Genomic DNA, 13,103 nt, shown 5'->3' with positions numbered 1-13,103 from the left:
GGGAATCGGGAATCGAAGAGCCGCACCATCGCGAAGACGCGGACGGCTTCGCGTGCGAAGCCCCGTCACGATAAAACCCCGCCCGACCGACCGGCCTCAGCTCAAGTGCGCGTCGATCAGTTGTAGCAGGCGGCCAGTGGCGCCGCGTTCACGCTCGAACAAGCGTTGCGCCGCCTGCCCCATCGCCGCCCGCCGCGGCGCGTCGCCGAGCAGCGCCAGCGCGGTTTGGCCCAGCTGTTCGGCATCCGCCACGCGCACCGCGCCGCCTTGGTCGATCAGGCTGGCGGTGATCTCGGCAAAGTTGAAGGTGTGCGGGCCCACCACCACCGGGGTGCCGAGCGCGGCCGGCTCCAGCACGTTGTGGCCGCCGATCGGCAGGAGGCTGCCACCGACGAAGGCCAGGGCACTGGCGGCAAAGAACGGCATCAGCTGGCCCATGGCGTCGATCACGAACACCTGATGGCTCACCGCCGGCATCCCGTCTTCGCCATAGCTGCCCACGGTGAACCCCATGCCGCGCGCAGCGTGGATCGCCTCAGCAAACCGCTCCGGGTGGCGTGGCGCGATCAGCAACAAGGCATCCGGCAGGCGCCGCAACACGTCCAGGTGCGCGTTCAACGCAGCCTGCTCCTCACCCTCGTGCGTGCTGGCCGCGATCCACACCGGGCGTCCGGCGCCCCAGTGTTCGCGCAGGCGCGCACCCGCCACCCGCGCATCCGGTGGAATCGGCATGTCGTACTTGAGGTTGCCGCACACCAGCACGCGCCTGGACGGCGCGCCAATCAGGCGATAACGGTCGGCATCCGCCGGCGATTGCGCCGCGATCACGTCGACACAACCCAGCGCCGCGCGCAGCATGCCGCGCAGCGGGCGCGGACGGTAGCCGCGCAACGAGCGCTCGGACAAGCGCGCGTTGACGATCATCAGCGGCACGCGGTACCGGTGGCAGGCGAAATACAGGTTCGGCCAAATCTCGGTCTCGACGATCAGGGCAACGCGCGGCTTGAGCTTGCGCAAAAACCGGTTCACCGCATACGGCAAGTCGTACGGCAGGTAGATGTGGAACACGCTGTCGCCGAACAGCTGCTGCACCCGCGCGGTGCCGGTGGGCGTTACGGTGGTGATGACCAAAGGCGCATCGGGGTACGCCAGCTTGAGCGCCTTGACCAACGGCTCGGCCGCGTTTACTTCCCCCACCGATACCGCATGCACCCACAGGCAGCCGCAGACGCGCTGCGGTGCACTGAAAAAGCCGAAGCGCTCGGCCCAGCGCCAGTAGTAAGGTCGCGAGCGGAAACCGCGCAACGCCAGCCGCAGCACGATCAGCGGCGTCGCCAGGTACATCGCCAAAGTGTAGAGAAAACGCAACGGCAAGCTCCGCAAACCACGCGAGTATACGGGAGCGCCGCGATGACTCCGGCCGGCAGGCGGACGTCCACTACAATGCGCGCGATGCCCGGTTCCCGTCGTCCCCGTTTCCAGCGCGCTTTGCTCGCCCCCCACCTGTGGCCGGCGTGGCTTGGTGTCGGCGTCATCTGGCTGCTCGCGCGTCTGCCGTATCGCGCACTGATGCACGTGGGCCACGTGCTTGGCGCGCTGATATGCCGGGTGCCGTCACCGCGGCGGCGGGTGGCTGCCACCAACATCCGCCTGTGTTTTCCCCAGCTGGACGCGGCAGCACAAGCCGCGCTGGTCAACGCCCACCTGCGCGACATCGGCCTGATGCTGACCGAGTTCGCGCTGGGTTGGCTGGGCTCGAAACGGGCGATCGCCCGCGTGCCAGTGACGATCGAGGGGTTGGAGCACCTCGCCACCGCGCGGGCGCAAAACCGCGGCGTGCTGTTGGTGGGCGGGCACTTTTCGCATCTGGAGCTGTGCGCGCGACTGGTGTCGCAGCGCATCGGCATCGCCGGCATGTATCGCAAGATGGACTCTGCCGTGTTCGAGCATGTCGTGCTGCGCGCGCGGCTGGACTACGCCACCGCCATGTTCGACAAGGACGACATCCGCGGCACGGTGAAATATCTGCGCGCCGGCGGCACGCTGTGGTACGCGCCCGACCAGGACATGCGCAGCAAGGACAACGTGTTCGTGCCGTTCTTCGGTGTGCCGGCGGCCACCATTACCGCCACCCATCACCTTGCACGCTTGTCCGGCGCACTGGTGATCCCGTTTTTCCACCGCCGGCTGCCACACGGCAAGGGCTACGTCATGCGCCTTGGCGCGCCGCTGGCCGATTTTCCCAGTACCGATGCCGCCGCCGACACCGCCCGCATCAACGCCTGCATCGAGGCCATGGTGCGTGCGGCGCCTGAGCAATACCTGTGGGTGCACAAGCGGTTCAAAACGCGGCCTGAAGGTGCACCTGCGGTCTACTGACGCGCGAAAGCCGGCGAAAAGGTGGCGGAAACACCGTGCGCGCCCTCGTCCCCCCACGACACATTCATGCAGCACTTCCTTACGTCGATGCAGGATCGCACCGCTCGGCGCAGTGCGTCCGCCACGCGCGGTTTCTACACCTTGAAATACGCGCGGCGCAGCCTGCGCCGGCGGGCCTCTGCATGCGGCGTGACCGGCTTTTGCGTACGAGACGCCGCGCATGCACGCCATGCTGGCCCACGACCCGCGCCTGGTCGAACGCCCCGACACGCCTACATCAGCCGCAGGCTTGGCGCTGCCGCTGGCTACGCCATCATCCGCAGCCACTACACCTTGGTACTGACGCACCTCCCGCTCGCATGCTCCCGCCGGTCGCGCAGCAGTCGGCACGCTGACCCCGAAGGACGGCAAGAGACTGGGCATCGAGCTGCGCCGCCCAACTGGCCGCAGCCACGAAGGCGAACTCACGGTGTCCGCCAGGCGCAACGCGGTGCGCGACATTGCCCGGGTCGACACAAGCATCGCAGTGCATTTCGCAAGCGCGAGGCACTGCGCGTTGTCGCCACCCGCTGGTTGCCTGACGCCCTCGAACTGTCCTGCCGCCCGCGCAGGCTGAGGCCCACGTTCACTCTCGTGTGGGCTGCTGCGCCAACTTGAGTGCAGCGCACCACAATGCCAGCAGCCACGCGAACAGCAGGCCCCACCACGCGGAGTAGAACGCCAGGTGGGTGTTGAACGGAAACACCATCACGCCCAGTGCCAGCGTCACCGGCCAGGCGCGTTCACGTGCCTGCGCACCCGCGCGCCGCCACGCGCGCACCGCAATGGCCAGCGCCACGAGCCACAGCACCAGCCCCAGTGCACCGGTTTCAGTCAGGATTTCCAGCACGATCTGGTGTGCATGGCACGCTCCCTGGCCGGCGCCGCAGGGCTCGGCGATGAGGAAGTGGTCCTGCGTCGGCGCAAATCGCGGATAGGCATAGCGGAACGCGCGCACGCCGACGCCGGTCCACGGGTGCGCAGCGATCATCTTCAGGCTGTCGTGCCAGATATCGAGCCGACCGGTGAGCGCGGCATCCAGCCCGCTGCGCGTGCCCTGCAAAGCGTCCAGCGTGCGCGCCATGCGCGCCTCGAACGGGGCCGAGGTTTGCCACGCCACCGCGGCAGCCAACGCCAGGGCCAACGCTGCGGCACCCAGATACGCCACAAACCGTTGCCGGGAGGGCGCCACGCGCCACGCACACGCGAGCGCCACCAGGCCGTAGCACAACCACGCGGCACGCGAACCAGCGAGCAGCACCGGACCCAGCATCAGGAGCCACGCCACCGCCAGCCCCGGGCGCCCCCAGCGCCGCTGTGCGGCCCACAACGCAAACGGCGAAAGCACGGCGAGCGTCGGCCCAAACTTGGGGTTGCTCGCCCCGAAAATGCCGGTCAGGCGATCCGGCTGCGCGGGCCCGCCAAGGCTCCAGCCGGTGAACCCCTGCACCCAGGCGTCGCCCACCCACAGCGCCAGGACGGCGGCCACCGCCACATACAGCGCAGCCAAGCGCGATTCGCGATCCACCACGAGACACGCATACACGCCCAGCGGCAGATACCGCAACAGGGCCGCGACCGTGCCCCAGCTCTTGCCCGGCGCCAACGAATGCGGCGCGGAAGCCAACGCCGCCAGAAAGTACCCCGCCAAGAGTGCCAGCAGCAGGCTGGCCCCGCGCGGCCACGCCCAGGCACGCCGACGCCGCACGAAATCGGCCGCCAGCACCAGGGTGCACAGCAAGGTGCCCAGCTCGCTGCTGCGCCCAAACGGCAGCAGGGCCACCACCAGCCAGAACGGCCACAGCGGCGACCGCAAGGCGGCCTTCATGCGATCAACAAGGGTAATCATGCGCGATGCCGTCCAGGCGACCGCACGCATCATAAGCGCTCAGGCGGTGGCAACATCCGCGTACAACGCCAGCACGGCGTCCTGCATGTCGCGCAGCCGGTAGGACTGCAGCATCGGGATCGGCGGTGCCACCCGCAACAACTCGGCCGCACGTTCCACCAGCCGTTCCCGATCCCCCAGCGGCACCCGCCCGGCGGGATACAGCTCGGCCAGCAGCTCGCCGACGCCACCGTGCGCGTAACCAAGCACGGGCCGACACAGGGAAAGCGCTTCAACCACGGTGCGCCCGAACGACTCGGGCTTGTTCGACAACTGCAGGATCAAGCTGGACACCGCATAGACGTCGCGCACATCGCTGCGCGGGGGCGTCAGCACCACCTGCGTGCCCAGCCCGCGCTCGGCAATCAATGCGCGCAACTCGGCAATGTAGGCCTCGCGCCCAGGTTCGATCGCGCCGAGCAACAGCAGCCGGGCGTCGATGCCGCGCCGCTTGAGGTCGGCCAGGAGCTCGATCGCGTCGCGGTGCCCCTTGAGCCGCGTGCCGCGCCCAGGCAGCGTGAGCAAGGGCGCCCCTGCCAACTGCGGGTATTCCGCCAAAAACGCCCGGCGCCAGGATTCGTCCGGGCGGTAGCCATAGGGGAACGCGTCGGGGTCGATGCCGCGCGGTATCACCCGCACCCGGTTGGGTTCCAGCATCGGGTAATGGCCGAGCACGTAGTCGCGCAGGGTTTGCGACACCACGACCACGCGCTCACCGCGCAACAGGATCGAGCTGTAACGCCCCGGCGAGTTGAGCCCGTGCACGGTGGTGACGAAATGCGGCCGCGGCCGCAGGCCCTTGAGGGCCCACCAGCCCAGCCATGCCGGCAACCGCGAGCGTGCGTGCACGATGTCGGGTCGAAGCTCGCGCAGCGTGCGGCGCAAACGCGGCAAGCGCGCCAGCGTGGTCAGCGATTTTTGCCCGATGTCGAGCGTGATGTGCTCGCTGCCTTCGGCCAGCAGGCGCTCCACCAACCGTCCCCCCGCGGAAATCACCACCGAGCGATGACCGGCCTGCACCAGCGCGCGCGCAACCTCCAGCGTCGAGCGCTCGGCGCCGCCGGAGCGCAACGCGGGGATCAGCTGAACGACGGTCAGCCGCAACGGTGGCGAAGTGCTACCGGACATGGTTCCCGTCTGTGGGCCTGCATCCTGGTGCAAGAGCTTCATGTGGAAGCCGAAGCAAGATTGATGCCGTCCAGGCCCCGAACGACATGACGCGTCAGTCGGTCAGGACGTAACGCGAGGCACAATAAGGACAAACGGTCTCGCCACCGTCGTCGACGATCGGCAAATAAATTTTGGGATGCGCATTCCACAGCGACATGCCGGGCATCGGACACGACAACGGCAGGTCGGCGCGCGTCACTTCGTAACGTTTTTGGGCGCAGGTGTGACCCGCACCCACGTGGGTCAGCGGCTCATGCACCTTCTTGACCAGTTGCTGGGCGTCGGCCCGAGTGGCAGGGACGGACATGGAAGCTCCGATCGAAACAGGACAGGCGCCATGTTAGCAGCCTGCCCGGCAACTGCCGCCTGCCGACCCGCGCTGCCACGGGTCGACGGCGGCCCGCTTCACTTTGCCTTCGGCACCGAGCCTTCGGTGGTGATGCGCACCTGCACCTCGTCCCCCACCATCGGCACCATCATGCCCATGCCGAAATCGGAGCGCTTGAGCGTGGCCGTGGCATCAAATCCGATTGCCGGTTGCTGGTTCATCGGATGCGGGCCAACGCGGTTGAGCACGGCGTCCAGGGTGATCGGCCGGGTCACCCCGTGGATGGTGAGGTTGCCGGTGACCTTGAAATGCCTGGCGTCGACCGGCTCCACCCTGGTGCTCTTGAACGTGACGGTGGGGTACTTTGCCGCGTCAAAAAAGTCGGTCTTCTTCAGGTGCTCGTCGAGCGCCGGCACATGGGTGTCGAGCTTGGACAGCGGCAACGTGACCTCGACGCTGGACGCCGCCGGGTGCTGTTCATCGAACGTCACCGTGCCCTGCGCCAGACCGAGGTCGGCGGTGGGATGGGAGTAGTCAAAGTGGCTCCAGCTGAACAACACCATGGTGTGGTTGGGATCGAGCTGGTAGGTGACCGGGTTGGCCTGGGCGACCGTCGCCACACCAAGCAGGCCGGCAAGCAGCAGGCTGGAAAACACGCGCATGGGGGATCTCCACGGGAAAAAGGGCTGGCCGCCGGTATCCTCTGCTGACACCGCGACCACAAGCGAGCGGCCAGTCTATCGGCATGGCCGCACCGCCGAAATCCACGCAGGGGCAACGCAGCGTGCACGCAACCACACCAATTCTGCGCCACCAGCCATGAGCGTCCTGCTTCGCGACGAGTGCTGGGTCATTACCGACTTTGCCACCGGCAACCAGCGCCAGGCGCTGGCCCTGGCCGAGCGCATGGACTTGCCGGCCCGCCATCTGCAACTCGAACCGCGCGCGCCGTGGTCGTGGCTGGCGCCGCGCTTCGCGATCGGCGGCGCGTGGGTCCTGTCGCGCGAGCAACGCGCGTTGTTCGCCCCCCCATGGCCACGGCTGGCCATCGGCTGCGGCCGCGCCGCCTCCCTGTTCACCCGCATGCTTGGCCGCCTCACCCACGGGCGCTGCCACACCGTGCAGATCCTCGACCCGCGCATCGACCCGGTACACTGGAACATTGTCATTGCGCCACGCCACGACCAGTTGACCGGCGCCAACGTGCTGACCCCGCTCGGTTCACTCAACCCGGTGGACGACGCATGGCTGGCCGCCGGGCGCGAGGCCAATCCCGGCCTGGCCGAACTGCCACAGCCGCGCGTGGGCGTGCTGCTTGGTGGCCCGCGCAGCGGGCTCGCCATGGACAGCGCCTACGCGCAAACCCTGGTGGCCCGGCTTGCCGCCCGCCAGCGGCGCGAAGGTGGCAGCCTGTTCGTGCTGCGTTCGCGCCGCACGAGCGCGGACATGGTGGCGGTCTTCCGCCACGCCCTTGCCAGCATTCCCGGCATGCTGTGGTCCGGCCCGGACGATGGCCGCAACCCCTACCCCGGCGTACTCGGCTGGGCCGACCGGCTGGTGGCGACGCCGGATTCGGTCAACATGCTGAGCGAGGCCTGCGCCGTCGGTTGTGCAGTACACACGTTCCCCACATCAACCATGCCAGCGAAGCTGCAACGATTCCATCAGGCCCTGCGCGCGCAGCACCTGCTGCATGACCTGGACGACGACGCGCCGCTGCGCCAGCCGCCGCTGCGCGAAACCGCCGACATCGCACGCCAGGTGCGCGAACGGATGGCCGCCGCAGACGGCATCACCCCGCGCTGAGGAACACCCGTACCGCTGCCGCATCGAACGGCCAATCCAGCTCGCGGCCGCTATCGTTGTCGCGCAGCACCGGCACGCGGGTGCCATAGCGCGCTTCGAGCTCTGGCGCGTCGTCGATCCACTGGCTTTCAAACTCGGGGGTGCGTGCTTCCGCCATGACGGCGAGCGCCAGGTCGCACAAGTGGCAGTAATCGCGCTGATAGAGGACAAGACCGGACATGTGCTGCGGCGCACCGAGGCAAAAGAGGGGCGCCCCGTAGAATAGCGGCCCTCTCTCCACGCAGCCCACGCCATGGCAGTCAGCGTCTTCGATCTGTTCAAGATCGGTATCGGCCCCTCCTCGTCGCACACCGTCGGCCCGATGCGCGCCGCCGCGCGTTTCACCGAACACTGGCTCGACGAAAAAGGCGTGCTGGCCCGCGTCGCCCGCGTGCGCGCCGAACTGTACGGCTCGCTCGCCATGACCGGCCGCGGCCACGGTACCGACAAGGCGGTGCTGCTTGGCTTCACCGGCGAACATCCGGACAGCGTCGACCCCGACGGCATCCCCGCGGCACTCGCGCAGATCCGGGAATCCGGCCACATCCGTCTGCTCGGCAAGCACGAAATCGAGTTCGACGAAAAACGCGACCTCGTCTTCAACAAGCGGCAAAAGCTGCCGTTCCACACCAACGGCATGCGCTTTTCCGCCTACGCCGCCGACGGCACCCAGCTCGCCACGCGCGACTACTACTCGGTCGGCGGCGGCTTCGTGGTCAACCACGACGAGGCGGCGGAAGACCGCATCGTGGCCGACACCACGGCGCAGCCCTACCCGTTTTCGACCGGCGACGAGCTGCTCGCGCAATGCGAACGCCACGGCATCACCATCGCGCAGCTGATGCTTGCCAATGAGGGCGTGTGGCGCAGCGAGGCGGAAACCCGCGCCGGGCTCATGAAAATCTGGCAGGCAATGGCCGACTGCGTCGCACGCGGCCTGCGCTCGCCCGGCACCCTGCCCGGCGGCCTGCACGTGACGCGCCGCGCGCCGGCGATGGCCGAAGAACTGCGCAGCCAGCCGGAAGCCGCGCTCAAGGACCCGCTCACCATCCTCGACTGGGTGAACCTCTACGCGCTCGCCACCAATGAGGAAAATGCCGCCGGCGGCCGCGTGGTCACCGCCCCGACCAACGGCGCCGCCGGCATCATTCCGGCGGTGGGCCACTACTACCTGCGCTTCTGCCCGAAGGCGGACGAGACCGGCATCGCCGAATACCTGCTGACCGCAGCGGCGATCGGCATCCTGTACAAGGAGAACGCCTCGCTTTCCGGTGCCGAAGTCGGCTGCCAGGGCGAGGTGGGCGTGGCCTGCTCGATGGCCGCCGGCGGCCTCACCGCCGCGCTCGGCGGCAGCATCTGGCAAGTGGAAAACGCCGCCGAAATCGGCATGGAACACAACCTCGGCCTCACCTGCGACCCGATCGGCGGCCTGGTGCAGATCCCCTGCATCGAGCGCAACGCCATGGGTTCGGTAAAAGCCATCAACGCTTCCCGCATGTCGCTCAAAAGCGACGGCAAACACCGCGTCAGCCTCGACAAGGTGATCAAGACCATGCGCGACACCGGCCGCGACATGAAAGACAAATACAAGGAAACCTCGCGCGGCGGGCTGGCGGTGAATGTGATTGAGTGCTGACCGGCCGGGATGCGGAATTGGGGATTCGGAATACGGAAAAGCGCAGCTCGGCGAGCATGATCGGCTTGGGCTGGCGGCGGGTGCGAGCGGAGCACCGGAAACCTCGGCCATGGCCACCCGTGACCTGTGGGGCGTGACAGCCAATGGTCGCGTTTGCGACCATGACGTTCTTTTTGCGTAGTGCAGGAGTCTTCGATGCCCGCAACCAATGCGATCCGGCGCGACGTCAAGCCGTTCGACCTGATGCTGACCGGCCTGGGATCGATCATCGGCTCGGGCTGGCTGTTCGGCGCGTGGCGCGCCGCGCAGATCGCCGGGCCGGGGGCGGTGTGGGCGTGGGTGATCGGCGCGGCGATCATTCTCGCCATTGCGCTCTCGTACGCCGAGCTGGGCGCGATGTTCCCGGAATCCGGCGGCATGGTGCGCTACGGGCACTACTCGCACGGCTCGTTGGTGGGATTCATCGCCGCGTGGGCGAACTGGATCGCGATCGTGTCGGTGATCTCGGTCGAGGCCGAGGCTTCGGCGCAGTACATGTCCTCGTGGAAATGGCAGTGGGCGAAGGATCTCTACCATCAGGCGCCGGGCGGGCACGGCGAGCTCAGCGCGATCGGCCTCGGCATCGCCGCGGCGCTGGTCGTCGTCTATTTCCTGATGAACTACTGGAGCGTGAAGCTGTACGCGCGTTCCAACACCGCGATCACGCTGTTCAAGCTCATCATCCCGACCGCCACCGCACTGCTGCTGATGGCGAGCGGTTTCCACCCGGAAAACTTCAGCGTCGGCATCCACGGCGAGCCGCACGCGACCGACTTCGCCTCGGTGCTGACGGCGGTGGCGATTGCCGGCATCGTGTTCAGCTTCAACGGTTTCCAGAGCCCGGTGAACCTCGCCGGCGAAGCGAAGAACCCCGGCAAGAGCATCCCGTTCGCGATCGTCACCTCGATCCTGCTGGCCACCGGCATCTACGTGTTGCTGCAGATCGCCTTCATCGGCGCGGTGCCGCGCGAGATGCTGGCGAACATTGGCTGGCATGGCATCGACTTCTCTTCGCCGTTTGCCGACCTGGCGATCATCCTGGGCCTGCACTGGCTGGCGACGCTGCTGTTCATCGACGCCGTCATCAGCCCCAGCGGCACCGGCATGACCTACACCGCCACCACCGCACGCATGCTCTACGGCATGGAGCGCAACGGCACCTTGCCGAAGATCCTCGGCACCGTGCATCCGAAATGGGGTGTGCCGCGCGCGGCAATGTGGGTGAACCTTGCGGTGTCGTTCCTGTTCCTGTTCTTTTTCCGCGGCTGGGGCACGCTGGCCGCGGTGATCTCGGTGGCGACGATCATTTCCTACCTCACCGGCCCGGTCAGCGCGATGACGCTGCGACGCACCGCGCCTGGCCTCAAGCGCCCGTTGCGCCTGCGCGGTCTGCCGGTACTGGCGGCAATCGGCTTCGTGATGTCGACCGAACTGCTGTACTGGGCCAAATGGCCGTTGACCGGCGAAATCATCCTGCTGATGGTGGTCGCGCTGCCGGTGTACCTGTACTACCAGGCGAAGGATCACTGGCGCGATTTTCGCCGCCAGCTCAACGGCGCATGGTGGATGATCGCCTACCTGCCCACGATTGCGCTGCTGTCCTGGGCCGGCAGCACCACGTTCGGTGGCAAGGGCTACCTTTCCTACGGCTGGGATCTCGTCGTGGTCGCCATCGTCGGTTTCGGCTTCTACCTGTGGGGCGTGAAATGCGGTTGGCGCACGCCGTCGGTGGAAGCCGCGGAACTGGCTGCAATGGCCGACCCCGATGCGCCGCTGGTGCCGCCGGACGAGGCATCGGCCGAACGCCTGACTGGGCGCTGATGGCCCGTCGGCGCGCGGCCTGGATGCTTACGGATAAAGCAGGCGGCTGGTCCAGGTTTGCCCGTGCCGATTCCAGCGCACGCGCTCGTGCAGGCGGAACTCGGCGCCGTACCAGAACTCGACCGTGTCCGGCTCGATCAGAAACCCGCCCCAGTGTGGTGGACGCGGCACCTCGTGGCCGTCGAACTCGTGTTCGTAGCGCGCGATGCGTTCCTCAAATGCGTGCCGATCCGGCAGGGTCTGCGATTGCAGCGAAGCCCACGCACCGATCTGGCTACCGTGCGGGCGGGTCGCAAAGTAGGCGTCGGACTCTTCCGGCTGCAGTTTGCGCGCAGTGCCTTCCACCCGCACTTGCACGCCGTGCCGCACGCGTTTCCAGTGAAAACACAGCGCCGCCTGCGGATGGGCCACAAGCTGGGAGCCCTTGTCGCTGTCGTAATTGGTGTGAAAGCGAAAACCGCGCTCGTCCACACCCTTGAGCAGGACGATGCGCGAGGCCACCCGGCCGTCGGCGTCGATGGTGGCCAGGTTCATCGCGGTGGGCTCAGTGTCGCCAGAGGCCTTGGCCTCCTCGAGCAGCTGGCGAAAGGTCTGCAAAATATCGGGATTGAGCATGGGGCTGAAACTTTTCCTTGAATCGTGGCGCGCTCGCGGCATCATGACGCGAATGAATCCGGCAAATCTTAACGTAACCCGCCACCCGGCCTGCGTCCGCAGCCGACTGCATCCGCCCGAAGCGGATCGCCGCCGATGAGTACGCCCAAGCCGCGCATCGCCGCGCCCAACGCTTCGCTGGCGGGGCATCTGCTGGATCAGTACGCCGGGCGCATCGCACGCTCGAAACGGCCCTACATCCTTGGCCTGTCCGGCCTGCAGGGCAGTGGCAAAAGCACGCTGGCGCGCGAAATGCGCACCCAGGCCGAAGCACGCGGCTGGGCTACCGAGGTACTGTCGCTGGACGACTTCTACTATTCGCGCTCCGAGCGCGAAATGATGGCGCAGGAAATCCACCCGCTGCTGCGCACGCGCGGCGTGCCGGGTACCCACGAAATCGAACTGCTGCTGTCGGTGCTGGCCGCACTGCCGCAGGCCTCGGAACGCCTGCCGGTATCCTGGCCGCGGTTCGACAAGGGACGCGACACGCGCCTGCCCCCCTCGCGTTGGCCACGCGTGGCGCGGCCACCACAACTGGTCATCGTCGAAGGCTGGGCGCTCGGCGTTCGCCCGCAGCTGCAGTCCGCACTGGAAACGCCGGTGAACGAGCTGGAGCGCCGCGAAGACATCGATGGCCGCTGGCGACATTGGGTCAACAAGCAGCTGCGCGGCTATCAGCCGCTGTGGCGCAAGTTCGACGCGTTGATCGTGCTGCAGGCGCCAAGCTGGAATGTGGTGCGCCGCTGGCGCGGCGAAACCGAGCAGGCACTGATCGCGCGGCACGCGCCGCTGGCCATGGATGCGCCGACACTCGCGCGTTTCCTGCAACACTTCGAGCGCTTGAGCCGGCACGCGCTGGCCACCTTGCCCGCGCTCGCCGACAGCGTCGTCGAGTACGACGACGACCGCCACATGATCGGGCTCACCCACGCCTGAGAGCTTGCCGGAGCTTCAGCCAGCGACCGGCTCGACCTGCACGGCGGTGCCGTAGGCCAGCACTTCGGTGACGCCTTCAGCCACATCGTTGGCGTCATAGCGCATCGTCAGCACCGCGTTCGCACCCATCTCGGCGGCATGTTGCAGCATCAGCTCGAAGGCCTCTTCGCGCGCCTTCTCGCACAACTCGGTGTAGATCGTGATGTTGCCGCCCACCAGGGTTTGCAGGGCAGCGCCGAGGTTGCCGACGACGCTGCGCGAGCGCACGGTGATGCCGCGCACGATGCCGAGCGTGCGCGTGACGCGGTGGCCGTGCAGCTCGTTGCCGGTGGTGACCATGCCGTGGGAAATCGGAAGATTGGCCATGC

Annotated in this window: 13 protein-coding genes; 5 read left to right on the top strand and 8 right to left on the bottom strand. The window is 67.5% G+C overall.

The window, feature by feature from the left end; all coding sequences use genetic code 11:
* Positions 1 to 96 precede the first annotated feature (96 nt).
* A complete protein-coding gene (waaA, locus tag AC3WP6_RS04425) occupies positions 97 to 1,368 on the bottom strand; it encodes a lipid IV(A) 3-deoxy-D-manno-octulosonic acid transferase (protein ID WP_492626584.1) in 1,272 nt (423 codons plus the stop codon).
* A 75-nt stretch (positions 1,369 to 1,443) separates the two neighbouring features.
* On the opposite strand from waaA, the gene lpxL reads away from it, so the two are divergent.
* On the top strand, positions 1,444 to 2,379 hold the full coding sequence (lpxL, locus tag AC3WP6_RS04420) for an LpxL/LpxP family Kdo(2)-lipid IV(A) lauroyl/palmitoleoyl acyltransferase (protein WP_492626583.1): 936 nt from the start codon (positions 1,444 to 1,446) through the stop codon (positions 2,377 to 2,379).
* A 625-nt stretch (positions 2,380 to 3,004) separates the two neighbouring features.
* Here the strand turns inward: lpxL and AC3WP6_RS04415 are convergent.
* The 4 genes from AC3WP6_RS04415 to AC3WP6_RS04400 all read right to left on the bottom strand — a co-directional run bounded on the left by AC3WP6_RS04415 (position 3,005) and on the right by AC3WP6_RS04400 (position 6,466).
* A complete protein-coding gene (locus AC3WP6_RS04415) occupies positions 3,005 to 4,267 on the bottom strand; it encodes an O-antigen ligase family protein (RefSeq protein ID WP_492626582.1) in 1,263 nt (420 codons plus the stop codon).
* Positions 4,268 to 4,306: 39 nt separating this feature from the next.
* Positions 4,307 to 5,434: a glycosyltransferase gene (locus AC3WP6_RS04410; protein WP_492626581.1), complete on the bottom strand. Its 1,128-nt coding sequence runs from the start codon at positions 5,432 to 5,434 to the stop codon at positions 4,307 to 4,309.
* Between the two features lie 94 nt (positions 5,435 to 5,528).
* Positions 5,529 to 5,783 (bottom strand): zinc-finger domain-containing protein, encoded by a 255-nt coding sequence (locus tag AC3WP6_RS04405; RefSeq protein ID WP_492626580.1) that lies wholly within the window; start codon positions 5,781 to 5,783, stop codon positions 5,529 to 5,531.
* 98 nt (positions 5,784 to 5,881) lie between these two features.
* Entirely contained in the window at positions 5,882 to 6,466 is a 585-nt protein-coding gene (locus AC3WP6_RS04400) for a YceI family protein (protein ID WP_492626579.1), read from the bottom strand.
* Positions 6,467 to 6,623: 157 nt separating this feature from the next.
* Here AC3WP6_RS04400 and AC3WP6_RS04395 point away from each other — a divergent pair, with 157 nt between their 5' ends.
* On the top strand, positions 6,624 to 7,610 hold the full coding sequence (locus AC3WP6_RS04395; RefSeq protein ID WP_492626578.1) for a mitochondrial fission ELM1 family protein: 987 nt from the start codon (positions 6,624 to 6,626) through the stop codon (positions 7,608 to 7,610).
* Here AC3WP6_RS04395 and AC3WP6_RS04390 read toward each other — a convergent pair.
* Positions 7,597 to 7,830 (bottom strand): glutaredoxin family protein, encoded by a 234-nt coding sequence (locus tag AC3WP6_RS04390; RefSeq protein WP_492626577.1) that lies wholly within the window; start codon positions 7,828 to 7,830, stop codon positions 7,597 to 7,599. The two genes, AC3WP6_RS04395 and AC3WP6_RS04390, sit on opposite strands and share 14 nt — an antisense overlap.
* 72 nt (positions 7,831 to 7,902) lie before the next feature.
* On the opposite strand from AC3WP6_RS04390, the gene AC3WP6_RS04385 reads away from it, so the two are divergent.
* On the top strand, positions 7,903 to 9,285 hold the full coding sequence (locus AC3WP6_RS04385) for an L-serine ammonia-lyase (protein WP_492626576.1): 1,383 nt from the start codon (positions 7,903 to 7,905) through the stop codon (positions 9,283 to 9,285).
* A 195-nt stretch (positions 9,286 to 9,480) separates the two neighbouring features.
* Entirely contained in the window at positions 9,481 to 11,145 is a 1,665-nt protein-coding gene (locus AC3WP6_RS04380; RefSeq protein WP_492626575.1) for an APC family permease, read from the top strand.
* 27 nt (positions 11,146 to 11,172) lie between these two features.
* Here AC3WP6_RS04380 and pdxH read toward each other — a convergent pair whose 3' ends face one another.
* Positions 11,173 to 11,760, bottom strand: a complete 588-nt coding sequence (pdxH, locus tag AC3WP6_RS04375; RefSeq protein ID WP_492626574.1) for a pyridoxamine 5'-phosphate oxidase — start codon at positions 11,758 to 11,760, stop codon at positions 11,173 to 11,175.
* 135 nt (positions 11,761 to 11,895) lie between these two features.
* Between pdxH and AC3WP6_RS04370 the strand changes: the two genes are divergently transcribed.
* Positions 11,896 to 12,735, top strand: a complete 840-nt coding sequence (locus tag AC3WP6_RS04370; protein ID WP_492626573.1) for a kinase — start codon at positions 11,896 to 11,898, stop codon at positions 12,733 to 12,735.
* Between the two features lie 15 nt (positions 12,736 to 12,750).
* On the opposite strand, the gene AC3WP6_RS04365 is transcribed toward AC3WP6_RS04370, so the two are convergent.
* Positions 12,751 to 13,101, bottom strand: a complete 351-nt coding sequence (locus AC3WP6_RS04365) for a YbjQ family protein (protein ID WP_492626572.1) — start codon at positions 13,099 to 13,101, stop codon at positions 12,751 to 12,753.
* Between the last annotated feature and the right edge of the window lie 2 nt (positions 13,102 to 13,103).

Source organism: Rhodanobacter sp. FW106-HT46G03, assembly GCF_058789895.1.
This window is presented reverse-complemented; position numbering and strand designations above follow the sequence as displayed.

Bases quoted from the DNA above. Each gene is read 5' to 3' on its own strand.
- AC3WP6_RS04385 (WP_492626576.1), top strand. From the start codon at position 7,903: ATGGCAGTCAGCGTCTTCGATCTGTTCAAGATCGGTATCGGCCCCTCC.
- AC3WP6_RS04400 (WP_492626579.1), bottom strand. From the start codon at position 6,466: ATGCGCGTGTTTTCCAGCCTGCTGCTTGCCGGCCTGCTTGGTGTGGCG.
- AC3WP6_RS04365 (WP_492626572.1), bottom strand. From the start codon at position 13,101: ATGGCCAATCTTCCGATTTCCCACGGCATGGTCACCACCGGCAACGAG.
- AC3WP6_RS04395 (WP_492626578.1), top strand. From the start codon at position 6,624: ATGAGCGTCCTGCTTCGCGACGAGTGCTGGGTCATTACCGACTTTGCC.
- AC3WP6_RS04405 (WP_492626580.1), bottom strand. From the start codon at position 5,783: ATGTCCGTCCCTGCCACTCGGGCCGACGCCCAGCAACTGGTCAAGAAG.
- AC3WP6_RS04370 (WP_492626573.1), top strand. From the start codon at position 11,896: ATGAGTACGCCCAAGCCGCGCATCGCCGCGCCCAACGCTTCGCTGGCG.
- AC3WP6_RS04380 (WP_492626575.1), top strand. From the start codon at position 9,481: ATGCCCGCAACCAATGCGATCCGGCGCGACGTCAAGCCGTTCGACCTG.
- pdxH (WP_492626574.1), bottom strand. From the start codon at position 11,760: ATGCTCAATCCCGATATTTTGCAGACCTTTCGCCAGCTGCTCGAGGAG.
- AC3WP6_RS04410 (WP_492626581.1), bottom strand. From the start codon at position 5,434: ATGTCCGGTAGCACTTCGCCACCGTTGCGGCTGACCGTCGTTCAGCTG.
- AC3WP6_RS04415 (WP_492626582.1), bottom strand. From the start codon at position 4,267: ATGATTACCCTTGTTGATCGCATGAAGGCCGCCTTGCGGTCGCCGCTG.
- lpxL (WP_492626583.1), top strand. From the start codon at position 1,444: ATGCGCGCGATGCCCGGTTCCCGTCGTCCCCGTTTCCAGCGCGCTTTG.
- AC3WP6_RS04390 (WP_492626577.1), bottom strand. From the start codon at position 7,830: ATGTCCGGTCTTGTCCTCTATCAGCGCGATTACTGCCACTTGTGCGAC.